We start from the raw sequence: 26,383 nt of genomic DNA on the forward strand, positions 1-26,383 counted from the left end.
GTCAGGCCTCCGCCATCGCGGCGAGCAGCGCCGCCGGCTTGTGGAACAGGGCCGGGCCTACCCGCCGCGGGCCATAGCGCAAGGCCATCGCGAAGAAATGCGCGGCGAAAACCAGGTGGCCCAGCGTCATCAGGGCGCCGCCCACGGATCTGGACTCGAGATAAGGAATGGTCAGGCGCACCGACTCCATGAAGGGGCGCGACGCGTCGAGCATGGCCACGCCTTGCAGCCAGCCGCCTATGGTCAGGCCGACGAAATAGATGCCGAAACCCACCACGACCAGCCAGAAGTGCAGCGCGATCAGTTTCGGGTAGGGCCATTCCCAGGACATGACGCGCGGCATGACGAAATAAATGGCGCCGAACATCACCAGCGAAAAGAAACCGTACAAGCCAAGATGGGCGTGCGCAACGGTGAAATGCGTGAAATGGGTGACGGTATTGACGCTGCGCAGGGCTTCCAGCGAACCCTGCACGGAACTGAGCGTGTACATCATGCCGCCCAGCACGATGAAGCGCAGCGTAGGCGAGTAGATCAGCGTCTTGAAATGATGGCGCATGGTCATGTGCTGGTTTACCGAGAAGGCCAGCACCGGCACCACCATCATGACGCTTTGCACGATGGACAGCGTAATCAGCCAGCCGGGCACCGGCCCGCCTATCAAATGATGGCCGCCGACCTGGCCATAGAAGAAGGCCAGCGCCCAGAAGCCCAGCAAGGAAAGGTTGTAGGACTGTATCGGGCGGCCGATGATCTTGGGCAGGAAGTAATAAACGCTGGCCAGGGCGATAGGCGTGTAGAACAGCCCCAGGACGTTATGCCCGAACCACCAGTTCATGGTGGCCTGCTCCACGCCGAAATGCACGCCGGGGATATTGCCCACCAAAAACAGTATCGGGAACCAGAAAAGCGCCGCGCCCATGTACCAGATGGACACATACAGGTGCCCGACCTTGCGGTTCTGCAGGGTGAAGACCAGGGGCAGGCCGATCAGGGCGCCGCCGATGACGAACAGGATATCGATCTGCCACGGGATTTCCAGCCATTCCAGGCCATCGTTGAAGCCGGCGGCGATGCTGCCCAGCCCGGCGATCAGCGCGGCGTTCCACAGCATGGCCCCCAGGAGGGCGAAGCGCCCGCCCATCAGCGGCGTCTTGAGCAGGCGCGGCAAGGTCCAGATGGCGATGCCGAAAGCCACCATGGGCGCCCAGCCGTAGGCGACCGCGTTCAGGTGCAGGGTCCGCAGCCGCCCGAAGGTCAGCCAGGCGTATTGGGTCAGGAAATCCGGTTCGTGCAGCTTGATGGAGCTGATCAGCCCCGCGGTCGAGGCAAAAATCAGCCAGACCACGGCACAGGCGAGAAACACGAAGGTCACGTAAGCCGTCGACCGGTCGGCCTGGACCCGTTCGGCCAGTTCGATGCCCATGCGCGCGTCGCGCGCCGGGTCGGCCGCGGGGGCGTGGGTGGCGTCCACCGCGCTTTGCAGGGCCAGGCGCTGGGCCGCGGTGGCCGCGGGCTCTTCCACTTTGCCGATTTCGCCTTCCGAGAAAATGACGTTGGCGGCGGCGGGATTGTCGTCGAACAGATGCTTGCGCAACGACCAGATAAAAACGAACAGACCGGTGACCGACAGGATAAATGTCAAAAGCAATATGGCGAGGGTATTCATGGCATGTCGGTCTACGATATAAACCACTGGATAATATCTGACACACATCAAGAAACCGCGCATTGCCCTAGGTCGATTGTGGGTAATGAAGCGCCGCGCCACTGCGCCGCGCAGCGGCGACCCTCGAGCCGACGTTGCGCTTTGCCCCGGGATCGGTAATGATTAATGCTTCAAATGAAAGCAGGAATTAATTAGCATGGAATGCACTATTGACTGGGGCGGCCCGGAAGGAATGCTGTTTGTCGCCCGCACGGGCAGCGGCCATGTCGCCGCGATGGACGGCGCGCCCGACGGCGGCGGCCATAATCTTGCGCCGCGGCCCATGGAAATGCTGCTCAGCGGCGCGGGCGGCTGCGCGGCCTACGATGTGGTCCTCATACTGAAACGCGGGCGCCATGCCGTGACCGGCTGCCAGGTTAAACTGACGGCCGAGCGGGCGGAGACCGATCCCAAAGTGTTCACCAAGATCCACTTCGCCTTCGCGGTCGCGGGCAAGGCCCTGCCCGCGGCCGCCGTGGAGCGCGCCGTCCAGCTGTCGCACGAGAAATACTGCTCGGCCTCGGCCATGCTGGCCAAGACGGCCGCCATCACGCACTCCGTTACGATCACCGACGCCTAGAAGACTGCCCACCCATGCATCAGTACGAAGACTTCATGCGCCATGTCTATGAACATGGCCAGATAAAAACCGACAGGACCGGCACCGGCACACGGTCGGTTTTCGGCCACCAGATGCGCTTTGACCTGTCCCGGGGTTTTCCGCTGATCACCACCAAGAAGCTGCATACCAAAAGCATCTTCATCGAGCTGCTCTGGTTTCTGCGCGGCGATTCCAATGTGCGCTGGCTGCAGGAGCAGGGCGTCACCATCTGGAACGAATGGGCCGGCCCGGATGGCGACCTCGGCCCGGTGTATGGCGTGCAGTGGCGCTCCTGGCCCACGCCCGGCGGCGGGCATATCGACCAGATTTCGCAAGTCGTAGAGCAGATCCGGCGCAACCCCGATTCCCGCCGGCTGATCGTTTCGGCCTGGAACGTGGCCGACATCCCCAATATGGCGCTGCCGCCCTGCCACGCCTTCTTCCAGTTCTACGTCGCCGACGGCAAGCTGTCCTGCCAGTTGTACCAGCGCAGCGCGGATATCTTCCTGGGCGTGCCCTTCAACATTGCCAGCTATGCCCTGCTTACCCATATGGTGGCGCAGCAGTGCGACCTCGACGTGGGCGATTTCATCTGGACGGGCGGCGACTGCCATTTGTACAGCAACCACATGGAGCAGGTGGCGCTGCAATTGTCGCGCGAGCCTTACCCCTACCCCGCCCTCAATATCAAGCGCAAGCCCGAGTCGCTATTCGACTACCGCTACGAGGACTTCGAAATCGTCGGCTACGAATCGCACCCGCACATCAAGGCGCCCGTCGCCGTTTAAGCTACTGTGCAGTCAGGCCGGCATCACGTATGACCTCGCCCCAGTAGACCAACTGGGTCTTCGTGTAGGCCCCCAGTTCTTGAGGCGATGAATGCTCCAATGCCATCCCCGCCGCCAACGCCCGCTTCTGGATCTCCGGATCCTGCAGAACTTTGCCGACCTCGACGCTCAAACGTTCCCGCAGAGCTTCCGGCGTATTCGCAGGCGCGTATAGGGCAAACCAGGAATCCAGTTCGAAGTTTTCCAAGCCGGCCTCCTGCGCGGTCGGGACATCCGGAATCGTGGCAAGGCGATTTTTTCCAGTCACTGCCAAGGCTTTGATCTGCCCCGCCTTGATCTGCCCCATGACTCCTGCGGGACTGGTCAAGTAGATATTCACCTGGTTAGAGATCAAGTCGACGACCGCCCCGCCCGCACCCTTGTAGGGAATATGTACGATATCCACTCCGGCCAGCTTCTTGAAAAGCTCGCCCGCCAGATGCGGAACCGAACCATTGCCCGACGATGCGTAATTCAGCTCACCCGGATGCTGCCGCGCATATGAAATCAGCTCCTGCACGGTATTGGCCGGCACCTGCTTGGACGCCACCAGTACCTGCGGTGCTCGCGACACCATGCTGATCGGCGTCAAGTCATTGACCGGGTCGGTGGCCGCCGTCTTGAAAAGATGCGGATTGGCGACCAGAAAGCCGTTGTACGCAAACAGTAGCGTATAACCATCGGGGCGCGCCCTTGCAACCAGCGCATTGCCGATATTTCCGGATGCCCCGGCCTTGTTGTCTATCACCACAGGCACGCCTAAAGACTTGGACAAAGGCTCGGAAAGAAGGCGGGCCAGGAAATCAATCGAACCGCCGGGCTGCGAGGGCACAACCAGTGTGATAGAACGAGAGGGGAAGCTATCGGCAGCCCTTGCACCCGTCATCATCAACGCCATCGACGCTCCAACGGCCAATACCATCAAATGCAATCTAGTCATGAATGTCTCCTTGAATTAGTTTTTTTTAAATAGCATGTGTCCTGCGCCGCAAGCGCAACTCCTAGCGAATGTCTTGCGCCTCCCTTAGATAACCCCCTCGTCGATCAGTCTGGCCACCTCCTGGGCGCTGATGCCCATGGCTTCCTGGTAGACCGCGAAATTATGAGCACCCAGCGCGGGCCCCAGGGATTCCACCCGTCCCGGCGTCCGGGACAGTTTTGGAACGATCCCGGGAACTTTCAGAGCGCCCGCGCGGCCGTCCTCCACCGACACGATGGCCTGCCTGGCTTCGTACTGCTCTTCCTGGAAGATATCGGCAATGTTGTATAGCAAGCTGCATGGCACTTCGCCTTGCCTGCATTGCTCCAGAACCTGCAATGCGGTCCGGCCGTCCACCCATTCAGCCACCAAGGCGTTGACTTCGCCACGCCTGCGGTCACGCTCGGGAATCGTTGCATACCGAGGATCGCCAATCAGATCCTGCCGCCCCATCGCCACGCAAAGCCGTTCGAACATTTTGTCATTCGAGCATGCGATTGCCAGCCACTTCCCATCCCCGCTCAGATAATGGCTATGCGGCACGATATTGACCGTGTCAGCCCCTAACGGCTCGCGCACCAGGCCATAGCGGTCAAATGCCGGAACCATTTCATCCATCATGCGAAAGATCGATTCAAACAGCGCGACGTCCACCACTTGACCAATGCCGCTTTTATCACGTTCCCGCAGCGCCACCATGACACCAAGCGCGCCATACAAGCCCGATGAATAGTCCGCCAGCGAAGTGGAACCCGGAATAACCGGGACACCGCCAGGCTCGCGCGCCATATGCGCCAGGCCGCCGAAAGCATGCGCGATCCGGGCGAAGCCCGGCAAGGAACGCAATGGGCCGGTCTGGCCATATCCGCTGACTCTAAGCATGACAAGACCGGGATTGGCACGAGAAAGCTCATCGTAGCCCAGGCCCCATTTCTCCAGTGTTCCCGGACGAAAATTTTCAATGAGCACATCGGCTGTCGCAACCAGGCGCTTTAGCAACCCAGCCCCTTCGGCGCTGCGCAGATTCAGCGTAATGGACTTCCGATTGCGCGCCTCGCTAAGCCATGTCAGCGAATCCCCGCATTCGGAACGCTTGCCGAAGCGCCTCAGCGGGTCTCCTTTTCCGGGCTCCTCCACCTTGATGACTTCCGCCCCGAATTCCGCCAGCATGCTGGCGCAAAACGGGCCCGCAATGAAGGTGGCCAGATCGATCACCTTGATTCCGGCCAGTGGCAGCGAAGGGGGCGCGCTTTCCGGCGAGCCGGGGATGAAGGAATCAGGCGCTTTCATTCGGGTTCCCCGCGGCCAGGGCCGCCCGGCGACGAATATTGGCCGCCAGCTTGACGTGCGCCATGTCTATCAATTCCCCGTCCAGGTTAATGGCGCCACGCCCCTGTCCGACGGCATCGTCCATTGCCTGCGCCACACGTGCCGCCCACGAAACCCGCTGGGCGGAAGGCGTAAAGGCCGTGTTTGCCTGTGCGACTTGCGAAGGATGAATCGCCCATTTTCCTTCAAACCCCAAGGCGCGCCCACGGCATGCCGACGCCTGGTAGCCAGCCATGTCGGAAAAATCCGTGTAAGGCCCATCGATCGGACGCAAGCCATATGCGCGGCATACCGTCGCAATGCGCGACTGCGCATAATGCCAATGATTCGCCAAGTACGACGACGCGGCCTGTGCGCCGTCGATATCGTTCACTACGGCATAGTCCTGATTCAGGCTCCCCATCCGCATGTCCGAGGTCTGCATGTCTATCATGTAGTCGCCTACGCCGAAAATCAGCGCCTCCAGGCGAGGCGAAGCTTGCGCGATTTTCGCGGCGTTCACCATGCCCATCGCGCTTTCTATCAAGGCCTCGATCCCGATCGGATCGCGGCGTCCTATGGCAAGCTCTATGCCGGATAACAACGTATCCACAAACTGCACGTCGGCCGCGCTGCCCGCCTTGGGCAACATGATCAGATCCAGCCGAGGACATTGCTCGACAACATCCACGATATCCCTATAGCCCCAAGGGGTGTCCAGGCCGTTCACCCTGACCGCCACAATCTTGTCCTGCCAGTCGATATCATTGATGGCGGCAATTGCCAAGTGGCGCGCCCGTTCTTTTTCACCCGGCGAAACCGCGTCTTCCAGATCCAGGAAAACCTCGTCCGCCTCGCCTTTTGCCGCCTTCTCGAAAAAAACCTCGGATGTGGCCGGCACCGCCAGACAAGACCGTTGTAAACGGCGAGTTCTGGGGCTTCCGGCAGTCGCTGATGCATGCATATGATTGATCCTTGCCAATGGCGGCACGCGTGTATGCGATGTGCCTGCGCTCCGCCTGGTTCCATGTGCTACGAAACGAGGACAAGGCGCCGCTCGTCCCCTTCTGAAATGTCGATACTATAGACACGGGAAAGTTAAGTAAAATGTGTTTATATTTACTTTAGTTAAGATTTTCTTAACTATCGCCGACGACAGGTGGATCATGAGCATCAATTTCAAGTTACTGAATGCCTTCATGCTCGTGGCCGAGTGCGGCACTCTGCGAATGGCTGCCGAAAAGGCCAACCGCTCGTTGCCGGCCATCAGCATGCAAATCAAGCGGCTCGAAGAGCAGCTAGGCACCCATCTTTTCCATCGAACCAGCCGCAAGCTGGAATTGACCTCAACAGGCGAGCAGTTGCTGACATATGTGCGCCGCGCATTCCTGGAAATGGATCAGGGGCTGCTCCAGCTCAAGCAAACCATCAACTTGCAGCAAGGCAAGGTATCCATCGCATGCTCGCCTACCGTCGCAACAACGCGTCTACCGGCGATTCTGTCCGGCTTCGCCCGACAATACCCGGGCATAAGGCTATATGTGCAAGAGCTATCCCTGGTCGAGCAGCTGGAAAGCATCGAGAAATGCCATGTCGACTTCAGCATTGGCCCCGCTCCCCATGGTATCGCCCCCCACATCCAATTCGACCCCGTCTTACGGGACGAGATCTATGCGCTGCTGCCGGCAACCTATGCCCAGGCAAAGAAAAGCGTGCTGACACTGGCTGAATTCAGCAGATTTCCCGCGCTGATGCTCTCGAGCGACTCCGGCTTGCGTCCGATGATGGACGAAGCCCTGAGAACCGCGGGCCTCGTGCTGCAAATGAGGTGCGAAGCAAAGCAGATTTCCACGCTGATCGCCATGGTCCGCTCGGGCATGGGTGCCGCTCTGCTGCCGCGCATTGCATTGCACGAGAACCTGGGGAAGGACTTGGTCGCCCTGCGCATTACAGAGCCCAATATGGCGCGGGAACTGGGCATTCTGACGGCCAAGGGACGCTCCCCAACGTCGGCGGCGAGTCAGTTGCAGCGCATGGTGCACCAGCTACTGGCCCCGATGGGCGCTGAATCCGTTTTCGCGTCCTTATAATCGGACGGTATAAAAAAACGCCATTTACCATTTATCTAATAAAGCAAGCATGTCTTTACCCACCATACAACTCGTTGTCGCCTATTCCGACAACCGCGCCATAGGCCGCGACAATGCCCTGCCCTGGCGCCTGCCGTCCGACCTGGCCCACTTCAAGCGGGTGACGCTGGGCCAGCCCATCGTCATGGGCCGCAATACGTGGGAATCATTGGGGCGGCCTTTGCCCGGGCGCCCCAACCTGGTGATCAGCCGCAATCCCCATTACCAGGCAAGCGGCGCCGCCGTATACCCGACACTGGAAGCCGCGCTGGCCGACTGCCGGGACGCGCCGCGGGTCTGCATCATAGGCGGCGAGCAGATCTTCAGGCATGCCCTGGCCATCGCCGACGAGATCGTGGCCACCGAAGTCCACGCGCAGGTGGATGGGGACACTTTCTTTCCGCCCCTGGACCCGGCCGCCTGGCGCGAAACCGAAAGGCTGGCGCAGCCCGAGGAAAACGGCTACGCCTTCGATTTCGTGGTGTACCGGCGCCTGCCCGCGTAAGCGCGGCCCTTGCCCCGCGCAGGGCGTTCAGGCATTCCCGCGCTGCTGGATGAGCGCGGCGACGGCGTCGAACAGGTGATGCATGCCGAACGAGACATCGATGACCCTGCCGTCCAGAAAGAACGCCGGCGAGCCTTGCACGCCGCTGGCCCGGCCGCTTTCCAGGCTTTCCTGGATGCGCTGCAGATAGATGTGATCGCCGATCTCGGCGTCGTAGCGCAGCAGGTCCAATTCAAGATCCGCGGCGTATTGCCGCAGATTCTTGGGCTTGAGGTGCGCCTGATTCTCGAACAACAGGTCATGCATCTGCCAGAATTTGTTCTGCGCGCCGGCCGCTTCGGCGGCTTCGGCCGCCAGCTCCGCATGCGGATGGGCCTCCACCAGGGGAAAGTGGCGAAATGCGTAGCGGATGTGCTTGCCGAAGTCCTGGAGCAGGATCTTCACCGAGGGATAGGCCTGGGCGCATGAGGGGCATTCGAAGTCGCCGTATTCGACGATGACGATCTGGGCATGGCGCGCGCCGATGACGTGATCCTGCTTCCCCACGGCGGGGACCAGGGTGGGGGGAAATGAAGGATGGATGGCCATAGAGGTCTCTCCAGTGGTTCAGGAAGGCATAGGCAAGGATAGCCCTGAAACAGGTTGCGCCGGATTCTTTTGATCGTCAAGTTTCGCCGCCGCTGCCGCCGCCGCTAGTCCGCCGGACCGGCCTGCTCGTCCTGCCCGCCATAGCGGCCGGCGGCGCTTTCCCGGTAGCGTTCAAGGGTTTGCGGCTTGATGAAAAGCGCGCTCACCTCGGGATGCGCGGCGCGGATCTTGCCTTCTAGCGCCACCACTATCGCTTCGAGCTCTGGAACGCGCAGCGGGTCGGTGAATTCAACGCTCAACGCGACGATGATTTCCTGCGGGGCCATTTGCAGCGCCACCACCCCATTGGCCCGCGCGACGCCGTCCATCTCTTCGGCCAGCCTCAGGATCGAGCCGTGCACGCGGGCGCTGGCCGCCTCGCCGATCAGCAGGCCCTTGGTCTCGCGCGCCACCAGAATGGCCGTCAGTCCCAGCGTGATGCCGATGAGGATGGATGCGGCGCCATCCAGCGCCGGCTCATCCAGCGCCACCGACAAATAAACGCCGAAGAATGCGATCAGCAGCCCGGCAAGGGCCGCGCTGTCTTCCAGCAGCACGATGAAGGTGGGCGGGTCCTTGCTGTGGACTATCAACTGGAATAGTTCGGCATACCGTTTGTCGCCTTTGAACCTGCGCAGGGTGAAAACCCAGGATGTGCCTTCGAACAGCGCCGCCGCGGCCAGGACGAGGTAAGTCACCAGCGGATTCTCGATCGGATGCGGATGGCGTATGTGGATGATGCCTTCGTAAACAGACACTCCCGCGCCGAAGGTCAGGATAAGCAGGCCGACGATGAAGCTCCAGAAATAGATTTCCCGCCCATAGCCCAGCGGATGGGCGCGGTCCGGCCGCGCCGCGCTCCGGTGGATACCGTAGAGCAACAGCAGCTCGTTGGCGGTATCGACCACGGAGTGCACCCCTTCGCTGAGCATTGCCGAGCTGCCGGTCCAGGCCGCCGCGATGAATTTGCTGGCTGCGACCAGCAGGTTGCCGGCGAGCGCCACGTAGATGACACTGCGGGATGAAGCATCGTGGCGGGCGGCACTTCTGGCCATGGGGCACCTATAGGCATGAACCGGCAAGGCACGATGCCTGCAAGCATCGTGCCTGGCGCGGTTCGACGGCGGGCGCGGCCATCTACGCTATGATTTACCGTTGAGGGTTAAATTCATTTTCTCGTCCATCGAGGCAGCCATGACCAGTCCAGCCGATATCCCCGATCTCTCCAACCTGTGGATGCCCTTCACCGCCAACCGCCAGTTCAAGGAACAGCCGCGCCTGCTCGCCAAGGCGCGGGGCATGTACTACACCACCGTGGATGGCAAGCAGGTGCTGGACGGCACGGCGGGCTTATGGTGCGTGAACGCCGGCCATGGGCGCAGCGAAATCATCGACGCCATTTCGCGCCAGGCCGCGGAACTGGACTATGCGCCCAGCTTTCAGCTGGGGCATAGCGATTCCTTCCGGGCCGCCACCGCCGTGACCAGGATGATGCCCGCCGGGATGGACAGGATATTCTTCACCAATTCAGGCTCGGAATCGGTCGATACCGCCCTGAAGATTGCGCTGGCCTACCACCGGGCGCGCGGCGAAGGCCAGCGCACGCGGCTCATCGGCCGCGAGCGCGGCTACCACGGCGTGGGTTTCGGGGGAATTTCGGTGGGCGGCATATCGCCCAATCGCAAGGCCTTCTCCGGCGCCCTCCTGCCGGGCGTGGACCACCTGCCCCATACGCACGACCTGTCCAGGAACGCCCATACGCGCGGCCAGCCCGCATGGGGCGAACACCTCGCCGACGAGCTCGAGCGCATCGTCGCCCTGCACGACGCCTCGACCATCGCGGCGGTGATCGTCGAGCCGCTGGCCGGCTCGACCGGCGTCCTGGTGCCGCCCAAGGGCTATCTTGAAAAACTGCGCGCCATCACCGAAAAACATGGCATCCTGCTGATCTTCGATGAAGTCATTACGGCCTTCGGCCGCCTTGGCGCCGCCACCGCCAGCGAATACTTCGGCGTCACCCCCGACCTGATGTCATTGGCCAAGGGCATCAGCAACGCCAGCGTGCCCGCCGGCGCGGTCGCGGTCAAGCGCGAGGTCCACGACACCATACTCGGCGCGGCCGCCAATGGCATAGAATTCTTCCACGGCTACACCTATTCGGCGCATCCCCTGGCCACCGCGGCCATTCTCGCCACCCTGGAAATCTATGAGCGCGAACAATTGTTCCAGCGCGCCCGCGCGCTGTCGGCCAAATTCGAAGACGCCGCCCACCAGCTTGAAGAGGCGCGCCACGTCATAGATGTGCGCAACCTCGGCATGGTGGCGGGCATAGAACTCGCCCCGCGCGACGGCGCCCCCGGCGCCCGCGCCGCCGAAGTCTTCAGGAAGTGCTTCGACCAGGGGATCATGCTGCGCTATACCGGCGACATCCTGGCCATTTCGCCGCCGCTCATCATCGAAGAAAGCCAGATCGAAGAAATTTTCGGGAAAATCGGGGCGGTCCTTCAGGCCACGGCGTGACGCCGTCCCGGCCGGCGGCCGTCCGCCGGCGGCAAGCGCCAGGCGCCCGGGAACGTCATCCGGCCTTGGGCCAGCTTCCGCCCATGGCCTGAGTGGCCCCGGCGGCGGCTTTCTGCACCATCTTCGACATCTTCTCGACCGCCGCCGGCGTGAACCGCTCTTTCGGACCGGACAATGAAATCGCCCCGCAGAATTCATTGTCCAGCCCGAATACCGGGCTGGCCACGGCGGCGCAGTTGGGGTCGCGCTCGCCCATGGATATCGCGATCAGGTGTTCTTTGGACGGGGCCATCCCGGTGCCGTGATAGGCCTTTATGAGCTTGCCGGCGGCGCCGCGCTCCAGCGGCAGGATGTCGCCCACGCGGATGCGGTCCAGGGTGGAATGATGCGAATCGACCCGCAGCAGGCAGACGCGAGACCCGGCATCGTGATAGACATGAAAAGAGCCGCTTTCGCTGCCCCGGTTGACGAGGTCCTGCAATACCGGAAGCATGACTTCGGTCAACCTGTAGGCGGCTTCGTAAGAGCGCCCGAGCTCGTGGGCGTAGCGGCCGAGGGCGTAGCGGCCATCGCTGCGCCGCACGACCAGCGCCGCTTTTTCCAGCGAGGCGATCAGGCGCAGCAACGTGCTTTTATAGTAGCCGGTGGCCCGCGACAGATCGGCCAAGGTGATAGGGTCGCTGCGATGCGCAATGACATCGACGATGGCCAGGGCGCGGTCTACGGCGGCGACCCCATCATCGCCTTGGGCGGAAGTAAGACTCATGGCGGGCGGTTTGCTGATAACGGTTATTTACGATGGATGATTATGCCATGCGCGCCGCCCCGCCGGACAAAGGGCGCATGCCTGGCCGCGCCGGGCGTGCCGGGCGGGCCGGCCCGGAGCATCACTTTCCTTCGAAAACCAGGCTGATGGCCGGCGCATATTTATCGCCATGGCCGGCGGCAATGGCCTTGTCGAAGCAGGCGATGAGGTTTTTCGCGCCCGTCGCGTCGACGCCCACCTGGTCGGCCAGCCCCACGGCGTATTGCAGGTCCTTTTTCGCATACACCACGGGAAACGCCTTTTCAGGAAAGTTCTGCGGCGCGATCGCCTTCATGCCGTGGTTGCGCAGCGCAAAGCTGTCCGCCGAGCCCACCGACATGGCCGCGAACAGGCGGTCCGGGTCCACGCCCGCGCGCGTGCCTATCGCCCGCGCTTCCGCCAGGGCAAGGACGGTCTCGTAAAGGACCATGTTGTTGAGTATCTTGACGACCTGGCCGGCGCCGATGCCGCCCACATGGATGACGTCCGCGGCAAAAGTGCGCAGCAGCGGCTCGATGCGGGCGAACACGGCATCGTCGGCGCCCACCGGCACGGCCAAGGTGCCCGCCTCGGCGGCCGCGCGGGTGCGCATGACGGGTGTATCGGCGAACAGAATGCCCGCCCCGGCCAGATCGGCGGCCAGCCGGCGGCTAAGCTCCACCGGCGAAGTGCTCAGGTCGACGATGAGCTGCCCCGCGCGGCACAGCGCCAGCAGGCCATTGGCGCCGTCGCCATCGCCGCGTATGACGTTCTGCACGATTTCCCCGGATGGCAGGGACATGAAAATGATATCGGCCTGTTCGGCGATTTCCCGCAGGGACGCGGCGATGACCTTGTGCTGCGCCAGGCGCCGCAGGGGCGCGTCGTCGCGGTCATGGGCGAGCACGCGGGCGCCGCTCTTCGTCGCCAGATGGCGGCAGATGGGTTCGCCCATCACGCCGACGCCGATGAAACCGAGGGTGTTCAGTGTAGCCATGGATGTCTGTCCTTTCAGATGTTGCTATTCGGATGCCGGCGCGAAGTTGGCGGGGTCCATGCTCCAGTAGATGCCTTTGCTCTGCTGGTAGAGGCGCAAGCCCGTAACGCCTTTTTCGCGGCCTATGCCGCTATCCTTGAAGCCGCCGAAGGGGGTGGAAATCGACAGCTGCTTGTAGGTGTTGATCCACACCAGGCCGGTTTCCAGGGCCCGCGCGACCCGCCACGCGCGCTGGTAATTGGCGGTCCAGATGCCCGAAGCCAGGCCGAAGACGCTTTCATTGGCCTGGGCGATCAGATCGGCTTCATCGTCGAAGGGCAGCACGCAAAGCACCGGCCCGAAGATTTCTTCGCGCACGGCGGTGGCCTGATTGCTCAGGCCGCCGAGTATGGTCGGCAGAAAGTACGCGCCGCGCCCGAACTGCTCGCCTTCGGGGCGCTTGCCGCCGAGCACGACCTTGCCGCCCTCGGCAATGGCGGACTCGATGAATTGCTCTATGCGGGCGCGATGGGCGAAGCTCGATACCGGGCCCATTTCCGCGCCGTCCGCGTCGGGCTGGCCCAGCTTGATGGCCTGGCTGCGCTTGACCAGCAGGCCGAGCAGCCTGTCATGGACCGAGCGCTGCACGAACAGCCGGGAGCCCGCCACGCAGGATTGGCCGCTGCCCTCGAAGATGCCGCCTATGATGTTCTCGACGGCCGCGTCGAGATTGGCGTCGTCGAAGACAATGTGCGGCGACTTGCCGCCCAGTTCAAGCGCGACCGGTATCAGGCGCTCGGCGGCGATCATGCCTATGGCGCGGCCGCTGGCCGTACCGCCGGTGAACGACACCATGCGCACGCCGGGATGCTGCACCAGGGCTTTGCCGGTGATGGCGCCATTTCCGGTCAATACATTCAGGATGCCGGGCGGCAGGCCCGCCTGCAGCGCGATCTCCCCCAGCAGCAGGGCCGCCGACGGCGTCACCTCGGACGGCTTCAATATCACCGCATTGCCGGCGGCAAGGGCCGGGGCGACCTTCTGCGCTTCCATGGTCAGCGGCGAATTCCATGGCGTGATGGCGGCGACGACGCCATAGGGTTCGTAGGCGGTCATCGACAGGTAATTGCCGCGGGACGGCGTGATTTCGGCGCCCAGCGTTTCGCAAACCGCCGCATAGTAGCGGAAGGTGGCCGCCGCGCTGCCGGCTTGCGCCGTGCATTCGCGCCAGACCTTGCCGTTTTCCACCATCTGCAGCCGGGCAAGCTCATCGCCCCGCTCCACGATGAGGGCCGCGATGCGCATCAGGATCTGCGCGCGCACATGGGGCAGCATGTCCTTCCAGGACGATAGCGCGGCCGCCTTTTTGGCCGACGCCACCGCCGCGTCGACGTGAAGCGCGGTCGCCATGGACACGCGGTAGTTGAGCTCGCCGGTTGCGGGATTGACCGAATCAAATGATTCCGTCGGGTTGGATATCCATACGCCGTCGATCAGGAAGGGCTTGGGGTCGGAAACCGACTGCTGCGACATGTTGTTTACTCCGGTTTGAATACGAGGATCTGGTTTCATAGCGCTATCGGGAAAAGCGAAGGCATTATACATTTGTTCTGTCTACCGCACCGATCGTTCTATTTTATTATCGACAAGGCCGGTGACGTTGTCAAGGAAAACAGGCCTGGAAACACAATCGGATACGGCTTTCGGGCGCCGGTCCGGGGCGCGCCCAGGCCTGCGCCGGCCGCCAAGAAGCATGGCCCTTCCAGCGTTACGCGAACAGCGGATCGGCGCGGTGGCCCAAGGCGGCGCGGCCCCGGGCGCCGCGGCAGGCTAGGCGGCGGGATCGGGCGCCATGTGCAGCGCCACGGTATCGGGGTCGCCGGCTTGCGCGGGGTATTGCCGCAGCACCCGCGGATCGTGGCCCGGAATGATATGGTCCGGGCCATCCGCCGCCGCGGCAAGCCGGGCATAGCCCGACAGCATATCGGCGACGTTGTGCACGATGGGAAAGGGGCGGCGCTTGTCCATGTTTTCGTAGTAGTGCGAGGCATCGGACGCCAGCACCACCCAGCCGCGCCGGGTGTGTACCCGCAGCGCCTGCAGGCCCTTGGTGTGCCCGCCTATTTTCAGCACGCTGATGCCGGGGGCGATGTCCTGGTCGCCGTCATGGAACACCACGCGGTCCTCGTATACATTGCGTATCAAGGTCACCACATCGTCCACGGAATACGCGTGCCGCATGGGTTCGAAGCACATGCACCGCCCCGTGGCGTAATCGACTTCGGCGTCCTGCACATGGAAGCGCGCATTGGGCAGCTTGTCCAGGTTGCCGGCATGATCGTAATGCAAGTGGGTGAGGATGACATCGCCGATGTCCCCGGCCTCGACCCCCAGCGTGCGCAAGGCCTCGATCGGGCAGCGCAGCATGTCGCGCTGGCGCTTCCTGGCGGTGGCGGCGTTGAACCCCGTATCGACCAGCAGCAGGCGCTGCCCGCAGCGTATCAGCCAGACGAAGAAGTCCATGGGCATGGGGCCGTCATGCGGGTCGCCGCCTATGAAATTGTCGCGGCGCTCGCGCCGCATATGCGCGTAGCGCAGGGCGAATATTTCGTATTCGGGCAAAACGGAGGTATTCAATTCAGGCACGGCGTCATACTCCAAGATAAGCTTTTTGAACAAACGGATCGGCCAGCAGCTCGGCGCCTTTTCCGCTGCGGATAATCTCGCCATGCTCGAGCGCGTAGGCCCTGTGCGACAAGCGCAGCGCGAGCCTGGCGTTCTGCTCGACCAGCACGATGGCCATATTCTTCTCGCGGTTGATGCGCTCGATGGCGCCGGCGATCTCGGCCACGATTTTCGGCGCAATGCCCAGGGAAGGCTCGTCCAGCATCAGCAGGCGCGGGTTCGCCATCAGCGCCCGCCCTATGGCCACCATCTGCTGTTCGCCGCCCGACAGCGAGCCGGCCAATTGCGAACGCCTTTCGCGCACCTGCGGGAACAGGGCGTAGATATCATCCAGCATGCGCCGCACAACAGCGCGCGAACCGACTCCGTGGGCGCCGGCCAGCAGATTGTCCTGCACCGACATGCGGCCGAACAGCCGCCGGCCCTCGGGCGACAGCGCGATGCCGGCATGCACCCGGGCGGCGGGGGCGGCCCTGGTGATGTCCCGGCCGTCCAGCAGTATCTGGCCCGACGCCGGCGGCACCAGGCCGATAAGCGCCTTGAGCGTGGTGCTCTTGCCCGCGCCGTTGGAACCGATCAGGGCGACGATCTGGCCGGCCTCCACCGAGAAGCTGACCCCGCGCACCGCCTCGAGGCGGCCATACGATACCGTCAGGTCCCGCACGCTAAGCATGGGCATAGTCGGGCGCCCCCAGGTAGGCTTCTATGACGGCGGCGTTCTGCCGGATGTCTTCAGGCGCGCCTTCGGCGATTTTTTCGCCCTGGACCAGCACCACGATGCGCTGGCACAGCTCCATGACCAGCGCCATATGGTGTTCCACCAGCAGCAGCGTGAGCCCATGCTCATCGCGCAGCAGGCGCAACAGGCGGGCGAGATCATTGCATTCCTCATGATTCAGGCCCGCCGCGGGCTCATCCAGCAGCAGCATGCGCGGCCGCGTGGCGAGCGCCACCGCGATGCCCAGCTTTTTCTGCAGGCCGTAAGGCAGGCTGCCGGCCGGCGCATCGCGCCATGATGCCAGATCGGTGACGCGCAGGATGGCATCGATCTCGGCGGGAACCTGCGCGGCGGCCAGCATGCCGCCTCGGCGCCCGACCAGCCGTCCCACGGTGGAGCCCGCGATGCGGGAAAGCATGCCGCGATAGACGTTTCCGGCCACCGACACCGCGGGATAGGTAGAGGCCGACTGGAAGGTGCGCGCCAGCCCCGCCACAACCACCCGGCTGGGCGGCCCGCCGGAAATGTCCCGGCCGTCGAACCTCACCGTGCCCGCCGACGGCGGAATGGTGCCGGTGATGACATTGAACGCCGTGGTTTTGCCCGCGCCGTTGGGGCCGATCAGGCCGACGATCTCCCCCTGCGCAACGGAAAACGTTAGCTTGCGCAAGGCCACCAGCCCGCCGAACCTGCGCGACAGGCCCTGCACATGGAGCAGATCCGGCTTCATGGCCGCTCCCTGCCGGCAAGTTTGCGCAGCAGCCCGGGAAGCCGCGCCAGGCCGCCGGGCAGAAACCTGAGTATGAGTATCAATGCCGCGCCGTAGAACATATGCTGGGTCTGCACCGCGCCGCGGAACAGTTCGGGCAGGGGCGTCAGCACCACCGCGCCCACCAGAGGGCCCCACGAAGACTGGCGTCCGCCTATGACCAGCATGATGATGAAGCCTATGGAAACGCTGGTGTTGAACGATTCGGGCGATATATAGCCGATATACCGCGCCTGCAGCGCGCCTCCGATGGCGGCCAGCGCGCAGCCGGCCACGAAGGCGAACAGTTGCAGGCGATGCACGCTCAGCCCCGTCGATTCCGCCAAGGCGGCGTTATCGGCGATCGAATCGATGGCGTGCCCTATGGGCCTGCGAAACAGGGCGCGCATGAATAAGCTGGATGCCAGCGCCGCGAACAGGGCCAGGCCGTAGAACCTGGCGCGCGTATCGAAGGCGAAGCCCAGGATTTCCGCGGCCGCGATGCCCGCTATGCCGTTGGCGCCCCCGGTGATGTCCGACAAGTCCAGCAGCACCAGGCGCACCAATTCGCCGAAGGCGAAGGTGACCAGCACAAAATAGACGCCGCGCAGCCGCAGGATGACCCAGCCCAGCGCAAAGGCCGCCAGGGCCGTGGCGGCGGCGCCGGCCAGCGCCGATACAATGAACGACAGGCCGAAATAATTGCCGGCCAGCACGGCGGTATAGGCGCCCACGGCCATGAAGGCGGCGTGGCCCAGCGAAAGCTGGCCCGAGCGGCTGACCAGCGCCAGGCCGTTGACGACCAGCACATTCAGGGCGGTCAGCACCGCCAGGTGCAGCGCGAACTGGCCCGCAAACCAGGGCGCCAGGGCCACCGCCGCCAGGAGGGCGAGCGCGGCGATATTCCGGTCAGGACGCATGTCCGCGCCGGCGGGAGCGGCGTAGGGAGTCATCGTCAGGCTTCCCCCTGGCCCAGCAGGCCCTTGGGACGCAGCACCAGCATGGCGATGACGATCATGAAGATCAGCATATCGGCGCTGCTGCTGCTGAAGAACAGGCTGCTGTAGCTCTCGACCAGGCCCAGCGCCAGGCCGGCCACCGCCGCGCCCGGTATGCTGCCCAGCCCGCCCAGGATGACCACGATGAAGGCCTTGAGCAAGGGCGCCGCGCCGACGAAAGGCGACACCGAGAACAGCGGCGCCATGAGCGCTCCCGCCACGGCCGCCAGCCCCACGCCTATGCCGAAGCCCAGGGGGTAGTAGATGCGCGATCGTATGCCTTGTATCGAAGCGATCTCGAAATCCTCGACCACGGCCCGCAAGGCCCGGCCGGGCCGCGAATGCTTCAGAAAGAGATACAGCAGGGCAAGCACGGCCAGCGCGAACACCACGACATAGATGCGCGATGTCGGAATCGTGATCCTGCCCAGCCTTGTGGCGCCCTGCACCACCGCCGGCATGGAAAGCGGATCCGGGCCGAAGAACATCAGCGCGAGGTTCTGCAGAATCATCGCCAGGCCTATGGTCGCGATCATGCCATTGAGCTCATCGTGCCGGAAAGGCTTCAATATGGCCCACTCCACCGCCGCGCCAAACACCACCGCCCCGGCGAACGTGAGCGCCAATGCCGGCAGGAACCCCATTCCCAGGCCCGCGGTAAGAAAGTAGGCGCCGAACGCCCCCAGCATGTAGAACTCGCCGTGGGCGAAATTCACCATGCGCATGACGCCGAACACCAGGGTGAAGCCCACCGCCATCAGCAGGTACAACAGCCCGATGATCAGGCCGTTGACCGTCGCCTGCCCCAGTAGAATGCTCCAGTCCACGATCGCTCCATTAAGTTATTCGCAACTGGCTACGGTGCACTTCGCACGAATGATTTCCTTGCCGCCCACGACTTCGGCGACATAGAAAGGCGCATTCAATTGATGATTGATGCCGTAGGCCTGCTGGCCGGTCCAGTTCAATGTGCCCAGCGCGCCGGGAAAATCGGCGAGTTTTTCCATTTCCCTGCGCACGGCGTCGGTGTCGGTCACCGTGCCGGCGCGGCGCATGGCCTCGAACAGCATATTCGTGCCATCGTAGAAAGCCGGACTGAAACCGTTCATCGGATGCTTGTAGGCGGCGGCATAGCGCTCGGCATAGGCTTTCGTGGAGGGCAGCTCCGGATTGATGGGCGTATGCACGAACATGCCTTGCGCCGCCTCGGCGCCCGCCACATTGACGATCTCCTGGGTGGCGGGGCCGCCGGTGCGCAGGATTTTCCCGGCGAAGCCGATTTCCCGGGCCTGCTTGACGATCAGTCCGGCCGTGGTCGGGGAGTTGCCGTCGAGTTCGATGGCATCGATGCCGCGCGCCGCCATGCGCGTCAGCAGCGGAACGAAATCGACGCGATCGCGCTCGAAGAACTCGGTGGCGGCGAGGTCCGCGCCGGCATGCTTGTAGGCGGCCCTCAGGTCTTTGGCGATCTGCTGGCCGGTTTCGTCGTTGGGGAACAGCGCGCCGACTTTCTTGATGCCTTGCGTCTTGACCAGCCAGTCGATCTGGGGCTGCGAGACTTCGGCGGTGGTCACGTTGGGACGGAAGGTGAACGGCTTGTCTTTTTCAAGCGCCCTGGAGGTAAAGCCCAGGGTGATGACGATGACCTTGTTCTTCTCTGTGATGGGCTGGATGGCCAGGACGGGAGCCGAACCGACAGGCCCGATGATATATTGCACCTTGTCTTCGAACACCAGGCGATTGGCCACGGTTACGGCCTCGTTGGCCTGGTACTTGTCGTCGTAGGCGACGACGCTGACCTTATACTTTTTACCGCCCACCTCGAGGCCGCCTTTTTCATTGACCTGGGCGGCGGCGATTTCGGCGGCATTCCTCATGCCCTGCCCCCAGGCGGCGCCCGCCCCCGACAGCGTGACCAGGGCGCCGATTTTGAGCGTGCCCGCCTCCTGGGCGGAAACCGACAGCGTGGCGGCCAGGCTGGCCAGCAGTCCGATGGTGATCTTGGTTTTCATGGATAGGTCTCCTGAGTGGATCCGGCCTGAGCCGGCGGCAAAGGTCTACGACGAGCAGATTTCGTCCAGCACGGGCAATAAATAATGGCGGAACTGGCCGGGGTTCTCGCTCATGGGAAAGTGCCCGACTTCGCGCATGATGCTGACTTTCGCGCCCGGTATCGCTTGCGCGGTGCGCAGCGTATCGTCGGGCGAGCATGAGAAATCGTATTCGCCGGTCAACAGGTACAAGGGGCATATGTCGGTGCGTATGCCATCCAGGCGCCCGCGAAGATCGCTGTCCACCCGGTAGAAATACAGGTCGCCGCGAAAGACGCCGGGCCCGCTCTGCATGTATTGCCAGAGGGTCTCGTGGCGGTGCAATGGCGGCGATTGCGGCGCGATGAGTCCCGATACCAGCGCCGCGCAGACCTCGCCGCCATGCACGTCGCCGCGATGCAGCCAGGATGTGTCGTACCAGGGCTGCTGGTAATCGGCGGCCTCGACGCCTATGAGCGCGCGGAATCTGTCGGAATGCGCGTTGGCCAGCTGCAGCACGATACGCCCGCCTATGGAACAGCCGATAAGGGCCGGCCGCCGCAGATCCAGGGCGTCGCAGAAGGCGGTTATGGTTTCCACATAAAGCTCGGTGGTGAGCTGATATTCGGAACCTTGCCACCCCTCGGGCGGATAGGACTTGCCGTGCCATGGCATGTCGAAAGCCAGCACGCGGAATCGCGAGGTGATCGCTTCGTCGCACAGCATATGGCGGTATTGGCGGTTGTCCGCGCCCGCCGTGTGCAGGCAGACCAGCGGTATGCCCGAACCGGCCTCTTCGAAATACACGCGGCAGCGGCGCCCGGCCACATCGAACGACACGTAGCGGCCCACGATGGGTTCCAGCGCGGCGCTCATGCGCAGGCCTCCCGGCCTATGGCCAGCAAGTCCTTCATGTATTGCAGGTTGGCCATGAAGGGGTGAAGATCGCCTTCGATGGCCATCTCGCCGTTCCTGGCCAAGGCAAAGATATCGTGACTGCCAGCGGCGGGGACCGCGCGCCAGAAACGCGACCATGCGTCGGCCGGCGCCCGCACGGAGAAATCCCAGGAACTCAAGGGCGCCATGCTGTCCGCTATATCGACCACGCGGCCATGCTCGATGCGCACCAGCAAGCGCGCGTCGCCAAACTGGATCAATACCCTGGCCTCTACGGCCCGGCTGCGGGCATACGACAAGGCATGGCGCTTGAAATGCCGCGCCAGGCTCGCACCGTCATCCGCATGAACTCCGGTCATGGTCTTGTCTCCTGAATCATCGATTCTCTTGAAGAGAACGCTTATTCTTTCTAGAAGAACATTCTAAAGGCGGCGAATGGGCAATGTCAATACGCCGCCGAACAATACGCATGCCGCCGGGCGCGAAACCGGCGCATGCGCCCGGCGCGCGGCCGCGGAATGGCGAAGCGCCCGCGTTGCCGCGGGCGCTTTCTTCCATCTGCAATAAAAGCCGGAGCTATGCCGCCGACGGCTCCGCGGCCGCATCGGCCTCAGCGAGATAATCCTCGAGCGGCGGGCAGGAACAAACCAGATTGCGGTCGCCGTAGGCATTGTCCACCCGCGCCACCGGCGGCCAATACTTGCCGGCCCGCAAGCTGGCCAGCGGATACGACGCCTGTTCGCGCGTGTAGTCGTGGTGCCATTCGGCGACCAGCAGCATCTGCGCGGTATGCGGCGCATTCTTGAGCACATTGTCCTGCGCATCCGCGGCGCCGGCTTCGATGGCGGCGATCTCGGCGCGAATCGCGATCATCGCATCGATGAAGCGATCGAGCTCCGCCAGCCCTTCCGATTCAGTGGGCTCCACCATCAGCGTGCCCGCCACCGGGAAGCTCATCGTCGGCGCATGGAAGCCGTAATCCACCAGGCGCTTGGCGATGTCTTCGGCGGAAATCCCGCAACCATCCTTGATGGGCCGGATGTCCAGGATGCATTCGTGCGCCACGCGGCCATTATGGCCGGCGTACAGTATCGGATAATGCGCCTGCAGGCGGGCCGCGATATAGTTGGCATTCAGGATGGCGACCTCGGTGGCCGCCAGCAAGCCCTCGGCTCCCATCAGCGTTATGTACAGATACGGAATGGGCAGAATCCCGGCCGAGCCATAAGGCGCGGCCGATACCGGCCCGACCGCGGCGCCGGCGGGAAGCCCGCCCGATTCATCCACGATGCCCGGCAAATACGGCGCCAGGTGCGAGCGCACGGCGACCGGGCCCACGCCCGGGCCGCCGCCGCCGTGGGGAATGCAGAAGGTCTTGTGCAGGTTCAGATGTGAGACATCGGAACCGAACTTGCCCGGCTGCGCCAGCCCGACCATGGCATTCATGTTGGCCCCGTCCAGGTAGACCTGGCCGCCGGCTTCATGCACCATCGCGCAGATCTCGGTGACGGCGACCTCGAACACCCCATGCGTGGACGGATAGGTGATCATCAAGGCGGCCAGGCGGTCGCCGACCTTGGCAATCTTGGCCTTCAGGTCGGCCACGTCGACGTTGCCGTTTTCATCGGAGGCGACCACCACCACTTCCATGCCGGCCATTTGCGCCGAGGCGGGGTTGGTGCCATGCGCCGAGGCGGGAATCAGGCAGACGTCGCGCTGATGCTGGCCATGGGCGTGGTGATAGCCGCGTATCGCCAGCAGGCCGGCGAATTCACCCTGCGCGCCCGAATTGGGCTGCAGGCTGATCGAGTCGTAGCCGGTGATTTCGCACAGCGCGCCCGACAGGCGGTCGATGAGCTCTTTGTATCCCAGGCTTTGCGACGCCGGCGCGAACGGATGCATATTGCTGAACTCGGGCCAGGTGATGGGTATCATCTCGGCCGTCGCATTCAGCTTCATGGTGCAGGAGCCCAGCGGGATCATGCTGCGATCGAGCGCCAGGTCCTTGTCGGCCAGGCCGCGCAGGTAGCGCAACATATCGGTTTCGGACCGGATGCGCGAGAAGACCGGATGCGCCAGGATGGGCGACTGGCGCAATAGCGCCGCGGGAATGCCATGGGCGGCCGGCAAGGCGCGCCGCGCCTCGGCATCCCATGGCTTGCCCAGGGCTTGCGCGAACACCCCCAGCAGGGCGTGAAGGTCGGCCACCGTAACGGTTTCATCGAGCGACACGGCCAATTGCGCGCCGTTGACCTGGCGCAGATTGATGGACGCCGCCTGCGCCGCCTTGACGATGGCCTGGGTATGGGCGCCGGTATCGAGCAGCAGCGTATCGAAAAACTGCTGGTTCGCCACCGCTATGCCCAGCTCGCCCAAGGACTGGCGCAGGAAAGCGGCCAGGCAGGCCACGCGCTCGGCAATGCGCCTGATGCCGGCGGGGCCGTGCCATACCGCATACATGCCGGCCATCACGGCCAGCAGGACTTGCGCGGTGCAGATATTGGAAGTGGCCTTTTCGCGGCGTATGTGCTGCTCGCGGGTCTGCAGGGCGAGCCGCAATGCGGGCGCCCCCTGGCTGTCTTTGGAGACGCCCACCAGGCGGCCCGGCATATTGCGCTTGAAGGCGTCCTTGCATGCCATGAAGCCGGCATGCGGACCGCCAAAACCCAAAGGCACGCCAAAGCGCTGCGCCGAACCGATGGCGATATCCGCGCCCCATTCGCCCGGCGGCGCCAGCAAGGCCAGCGCCAGGAGGTCGGTGGCGACCGCCACGACCCCGCCCTGCGCGTGAGCCGCGGCGGCGAGAGCCCGATAGTCGGCCAGGCCGCCAAGGCTGTGGGGATACTGCAGCAAGACGCCGAAGCAGTCCGGCAGGCCTTGCGCCTCGTCGCCCACGACGACTTCGATATCAAGGCCGGTGGCGCGCGTGCGCAGGATTTCCAGGGTCTGGGGATGGCAATGGATGGAGGCGAAGAAAACCTTGCTCTTGGAGCGCGAACCGCGCCGCGCAAGGCCCATGGCCTCGGCCGCCGCCGTGCCTTCGTCGAGCAGGGACGCGTTGGCGATATCGAGGCCGGTCAGATCGGCCACCATGGTCTGGTAGTTCAGCAGGGCCTCGAGGCGGCCCTGCGAAATTTCCGGCTGGTAGGGCGTGTACGCCGTATACCAGGCAGGATTTTCGAGGATGTTGCGCAGGATGACGTTAGGCACGTGCGTGCCGTAGTAGCCCTGGCCGATATAGTTGCGGAAAACCTGGTTGCGGCCGGCAATTTCCTTGAGCTCCGCCAGCGCGTCGGCTTCGCTGCGCGACGCGGGCAAATTCAAGGCCCCGCGCTTCAGGATGCTGGGAGGCACGACTTCCTGAACCAGGGATTGCAGGTCGGCGGCCCCGATGACCGACAGCATTTTTGCCTGGTCGGCCGCGGCCGGCCCGATATGGCGGGGGATAAAATCGGAATGGGGGTCTAGTTCACGCAACATAATCAACCTAAACAGAGCAAGTCCGCAGCAAATGCGTCAAAGGGAATCAGCCCGCGTTGACGATGGCGTCGTAGCCATCGGCATCGAGCAGGCCGTCGGCGTCGGCGATGGCATTGGGCCTGATCTTGAAGATCCAGGTGTCGAACGCCGCCTCATTGATAAGATTGGGCTGGTCGTTGAGCGCTTCGTTGAAAGCCACGATTTCGCCATCGACAGGCGCGTAGATGTCGGAAGCCGCCTTGACGGATTCCACCACGCCGGCGGTTTCGCCCTTGGCAAGGACGGCGCCGGGATTCACGTCGCCGACGAAAACCAGGTCGCCCAGCTGGTCTTGCGCGGTATCGGTAATGCCGACTGCGAGCAGGTCGCCTTCGACCTTTACCCACTCATGCGAAGACGTATATTTGCGGTCGTTTGGAAGACTCATGATTAACCCCGTATAAAAAATGATTCGTTGTGTGGAAGCTGTATTAAGCAACAATCTTGCCGTTGCGCACAAATGGCATTTTCACGACCTCGGCCGGCAGCCATTTTCCGCGGATTTCCACCTCGATCCGGTCGCCCGGCCGCAAGCCCAGGGGAACGCGCGCCATGCCTATGGACGCGCCCATGGTGGGCGACATGGAGCCGCTGGTGAGTTCGCCCTCGCCCTGCGGGCTGCGCACTTTCATGTGGCCGCGCATGACGCCGCGCTCCAGCAGCTTGACGCCGACCAGCGCGCGGTCGACCACGGCGGATTCAAGGGCGTCGCGGCCGATGAAGCGGCGTTCGGGGTCTTTGAGCGAGACGGTCCATGCCAGGGCGGCCAGCAGCGGATTGACCTGCTCGTCCATTTCCTGGCCGTACAGGTTCATGCCGGCCTCGAGGCGCAAGGTGTCGCGCGCGCCCAGGCCGCAGGGCCGCACGCCGTTCTGTTCCAGGTCGCGCCAGAAGGCGGCGGCCTGGCCGGCCGGCAGCACGACTTCGAAGCCGTCTTCGCCGGTATAGCCGGTGCGGGCGACGAGGATGTCGTCGGCGACGAAGGCGCCGGTAAAGGGCGCGAGGGCATGGGTGGCCGGTTCCCAGGCGGGGCGGGCGGCCCATAGCCTGGCGCGGGCGTTGGGGCCCTGCACCGCCACCATGGCCAGGTCGCGGCGCGGGGTGATGCTCACATCGAACTTTTCGGACCCGGCCAGCTTCTGCATCCAGGCGATATCTTTGTCGGCGGTGCCCGCGTTGACCACGACGCGCCAGCGGTCGGCGCTGAAAAAGTAGACGATGAGGTCGTCGATGACGCCGCCCTGGGGGTTGAGCATGCAGGAATAGAGGGCCTTGCCGGGCACGGTGAGCTTGCTGACGTCGTTGGCGAGCAGGCGCTTGAGGAATGCTTCGGCGTCCGCGCCGCTGATGTCGACGTTGAGCATATGGGATACGTCGAACATACCGGCGTCCTGGCGCACGGCGTGGTGCTCTTCGAGCTGGGAGCCGTAGGCGACGGGCATGTCCCAGCCGCCGAAGTCGACCATTTTGGCGCCGGACTGGATGTGGATGGCATGCAGGGGGGTATGCTTGAGAGCGGGTGACATGGGGACTCCAGGGTCAGAAAATGAACGACGTAAGCCACCAATATGCTGGCCAGCACCGCCCTTCTGTCCTTTTGCCTGAGAGTTAGCCCGTGTGCGGGTGTTCACCTTCGGCGCCCGCGGCGTGTCCGTATGGGCCGCGCGAGTCTCTCCAGAATGCCGCCTTGCTTGCTTACAAGAAGCAGGCAATACAAGAGCGGTACGGGGTACCTGAGCGATTCTGGGCGAATTGCGCCTTCGGTGGCCGGGAACCCGGCACTCTCCCACTCTGTGTAAATGACAGCAGTCGCAAAGAATAACT

The 26,383-nt window shown here is 63.5% G+C and carries 25 protein-coding genes and 2 riboswitches; of the genes, 5 read left to right on the forward strand and 20 right to left on the reverse strand.

Translation table 11 applies throughout. From position 1 onward, the window contains the following. Position 1: 1 nt before the first annotated feature. Positions 2 to 1,669, reverse strand: coding sequence for a cbb3-type cytochrome c oxidase subunit I (locus BUB23_RS03490; RefSeq protein WP_073101724.1), 1,668 nt, complete (start codon positions 1,667 to 1,669; stop codon positions 2 to 4). 196 nt (positions 1,670 to 1,865) lie between these two features. Here BUB23_RS03490 and BUB23_RS03495 point away from each other — a divergent pair, with 196 nt between their 5' ends. Next, positions 1,866 to 2,288 carry an OsmC family protein gene (locus tag BUB23_RS03495; RefSeq protein WP_073101725.1) on the forward strand — a complete coding sequence of 141 codons (423 nt, stop codon included), beginning with the start codon at positions 1,866 to 1,868 and terminating at the stop codon, positions 2,286 to 2,288. A gap of 14 nt (positions 2,289 to 2,302) precedes the next feature. Then, positions 2,303 to 3,097, forward strand: coding sequence for a thymidylate synthase (locus BUB23_RS03500; protein ID WP_073101726.1), 795 nt, complete (start codon positions 2,303 to 2,305; stop codon positions 3,095 to 3,097). Between the two features lies 1 nt (position 3,098). Here BUB23_RS03500 and BUB23_RS03505 read toward each other — a convergent pair whose 3' ends face one another. The 3 genes from BUB23_RS03505 to BUB23_RS03515 form a co-directional block, all read right to left on the reverse strand. Further along, on the reverse strand, positions 3,099 to 4,076 hold the full coding sequence (locus tag BUB23_RS03505) for a Bug family tripartite tricarboxylate transporter substrate binding protein (RefSeq protein ID WP_073101727.1): 978 nt from the start codon (positions 4,074 to 4,076) through the stop codon (positions 3,099 to 3,101). A gap of 84 nt (positions 4,077 to 4,160) precedes the next feature. Further along, a complete protein-coding gene (locus tag BUB23_RS03510; RefSeq protein WP_073101728.1) occupies positions 4,161 to 5,405 on the reverse strand; it encodes a CaiB/BaiF CoA transferase family protein in 1,245 nt (414 codons plus the stop codon). Continuing rightward, positions 5,392 to 6,387, reverse strand: coding sequence for an HpcH/HpaI aldolase/citrate lyase family protein (locus BUB23_RS03515; RefSeq protein ID WP_073101729.1), 996 nt, complete (start codon positions 6,385 to 6,387; stop codon positions 5,392 to 5,394). The genes BUB23_RS03510 and BUB23_RS03515 overlap by 14 nt, the downstream gene beginning before the upstream one ends. 202 nt (positions 6,388 to 6,589) lie before the next feature. Here BUB23_RS03515 and BUB23_RS03520 point away from each other — a divergent pair, with 202 nt between their 5' ends. Then, positions 6,590 to 7,513 (forward strand): LysR family transcriptional regulator, encoded by a 924-nt coding sequence (locus BUB23_RS03520; protein WP_073101730.1) that lies wholly within the window; start codon positions 6,590 to 6,592, stop codon positions 7,511 to 7,513. A 49-nt stretch (positions 7,514 to 7,562) separates the two neighbouring features. Beyond that, the gene (locus BUB23_RS03525) at positions 7,563 to 8,057 is read left to right on the forward strand and encodes a dihydrofolate reductase (RefSeq protein WP_073101731.1); all 495 of its coding nucleotides are present in this window, start codon (positions 7,563 to 7,565) and stop codon (positions 8,055 to 8,057) included. Between the two features lie 27 nt (positions 8,058 to 8,084). Here BUB23_RS03525 and BUB23_RS03530 read toward each other — a convergent pair whose 3' ends face one another. Together BUB23_RS03530 and BUB23_RS03535 are read right to left on the reverse strand one after the other, a co-directional pair. After that, positions 8,085 to 8,645, reverse strand: coding sequence for a DsbA family protein (locus tag BUB23_RS03530; protein ID WP_073101732.1), 561 nt, complete (start codon positions 8,643 to 8,645; stop codon positions 8,085 to 8,087). A gap of 104 nt (positions 8,646 to 8,749) precedes the next feature. Next, on the reverse strand, positions 8,750 to 9,739 hold the full coding sequence (locus BUB23_RS03535) for a cation diffusion facilitator family transporter (protein WP_073101733.1): 990 nt from the start codon (positions 9,737 to 9,739) through the stop codon (positions 8,750 to 8,752). Between the two features lie 139 nt (positions 9,740 to 9,878). Here BUB23_RS03535 and aptA point away from each other — a divergent pair, with 139 nt between their 5' ends. After that, complete coding sequence (aptA, locus tag BUB23_RS03540; RefSeq protein WP_073101734.1) at positions 9,879 to 11,204, forward strand: omega-aminotransferase AptA; 1,326 nt, start codon at positions 9,879 to 9,881, stop codon at positions 11,202 to 11,204. 55 nt (positions 11,205 to 11,259) lie between these two features. Here the strand turns inward: aptA and BUB23_RS03545 are convergent, their stop codons facing one another. The 14 genes from BUB23_RS03545 to gcvT all read right to left on the reverse strand — a co-directional run bounded on the left by BUB23_RS03545 (position 11,260) and on the right by gcvT (position 26,085). Continuing rightward, positions 11,260 to 11,970, reverse strand: coding sequence for an IclR family transcriptional regulator (locus tag BUB23_RS03545; RefSeq protein WP_073101735.1), 711 nt, complete (start codon positions 11,968 to 11,970; stop codon positions 11,260 to 11,262). Positions 11,971 to 12,091: 121 nt separating this feature from the next. Continuing rightward, positions 12,092 to 12,985 carry an NAD(P)-dependent oxidoreductase gene (locus BUB23_RS03550; protein WP_084135690.1) on the reverse strand — a complete coding sequence of 298 codons (894 nt, stop codon included), beginning with the start codon at positions 12,983 to 12,985 and terminating at the stop codon, positions 12,092 to 12,094. Between the two features lie 24 nt (positions 12,986 to 13,009). Further along, complete coding sequence (locus BUB23_RS03555) at positions 13,010 to 14,497, reverse strand: aldehyde dehydrogenase (RefSeq protein ID WP_073101736.1); 1,488 nt, start codon at positions 14,495 to 14,497, stop codon at positions 13,010 to 13,012. Positions 14,498 to 14,794: 297 nt separating this feature from the next. Then, entirely contained in the window at positions 14,795 to 15,547 is a 753-nt protein-coding gene (locus tag BUB23_RS03560) for an N-acyl homoserine lactonase family protein (RefSeq protein WP_073102154.1), read from the reverse strand. A 67-nt stretch (positions 15,548 to 15,614) separates the two neighbouring features. Beyond that, complete coding sequence (locus BUB23_RS03565; protein WP_073101737.1) at positions 15,615 to 16,328, reverse strand: ABC transporter ATP-binding protein; 714 nt, start codon at positions 16,326 to 16,328, stop codon at positions 15,615 to 15,617. Then, positions 16,315 to 17,097: an ABC transporter ATP-binding protein gene (locus BUB23_RS03570; RefSeq protein ID WP_073101738.1), complete on the reverse strand. Its 783-nt coding sequence runs from the start codon at positions 17,095 to 17,097 to the stop codon at positions 16,315 to 16,317. The genes BUB23_RS03565 and BUB23_RS03570 overlap by 14 nt, the downstream gene beginning before the upstream one ends. Further along, on the reverse strand, positions 17,094 to 18,068 hold the full coding sequence (locus BUB23_RS03575) for a branched-chain amino acid ABC transporter permease (RefSeq protein ID WP_073101739.1): 975 nt from the start codon (positions 18,066 to 18,068) through the stop codon (positions 17,094 to 17,096). The genes BUB23_RS03570 and BUB23_RS03575 overlap by 4 nt, the downstream gene beginning before the upstream one ends. A 2-nt stretch (positions 18,069 to 18,070) precedes the next feature. After that, positions 18,071 to 18,940: a branched-chain amino acid ABC transporter permease gene (locus BUB23_RS03580; protein WP_073101740.1), complete on the reverse strand. Its 870-nt coding sequence runs from the start codon at positions 18,938 to 18,940 to the stop codon at positions 18,071 to 18,073. A gap of 15 nt (positions 18,941 to 18,955) precedes the next feature. Beyond that, positions 18,956 to 20,125 (reverse strand): ABC transporter substrate-binding protein, encoded by a 1,170-nt coding sequence (locus BUB23_RS03585; RefSeq protein WP_073101741.1) that lies wholly within the window; start codon positions 20,123 to 20,125, stop codon positions 18,956 to 18,958. A 45-nt stretch (positions 20,126 to 20,170) separates the two neighbouring features. Further along, positions 20,171 to 21,019 (reverse strand): alpha/beta fold hydrolase, encoded by an 849-nt coding sequence (locus tag BUB23_RS03590; RefSeq protein ID WP_073101742.1) that lies wholly within the window; start codon positions 21,017 to 21,019, stop codon positions 20,171 to 20,173. Then, positions 21,016 to 21,399: a hypothetical protein gene (locus tag BUB23_RS03595; protein ID WP_073101743.1), complete on the reverse strand. Its 384-nt coding sequence runs from the start codon at positions 21,397 to 21,399 to the stop codon at positions 21,016 to 21,018. The genes BUB23_RS03590 and BUB23_RS03595 overlap by 4 nt, the downstream gene beginning before the upstream one ends. Before the next feature lie 217 nt (positions 21,400 to 21,616). Further along, entirely contained in the window at positions 21,617 to 24,520 is a 2,904-nt protein-coding gene (gene gcvP, locus BUB23_RS03600) for an aminomethyl-transferring glycine dehydrogenase (protein WP_073101744.1), read from the reverse strand. Positions 24,521 to 24,566: 46 nt separating this feature from the next. Then, positions 24,567 to 24,947: a glycine cleavage system protein GcvH gene (gcvH, locus tag BUB23_RS03605; RefSeq protein ID WP_073101745.1), complete on the reverse strand. Its 381-nt coding sequence runs from the start codon at positions 24,945 to 24,947 to the stop codon at positions 24,567 to 24,569. 43 nt (positions 24,948 to 24,990) lie between these two features. Next, positions 24,991 to 26,085: a glycine cleavage system aminomethyltransferase GcvT gene (gene gcvT / locus BUB23_RS03610; protein WP_073101746.1), complete on the reverse strand. Its 1,095-nt coding sequence runs from the start codon at positions 26,083 to 26,085 to the stop codon at positions 24,991 to 24,993. A gap of 53 nt (positions 26,086 to 26,138) precedes the next feature. Next, a riboswitch (glycine riboswitch) is annotated at positions 26,139 to 26,247 on the reverse strand. A 22-nt stretch (positions 26,248 to 26,269) separates the two neighbouring features. Beyond that, positions 26,270 to 26,358, reverse strand: a riboswitch (glycine riboswitch). Between the last annotated feature and the right edge of the window lie 25 nt (positions 26,359 to 26,383).

It is taken from the genome of Pollutimonas bauzanensis (assembly GCF_900129885.1).
Lineage (GTDB): Bacteria > Pseudomonadota > Gammaproteobacteria > Burkholderiales > Burkholderiaceae_B > Pollutimonas > Pollutimonas bauzanensis.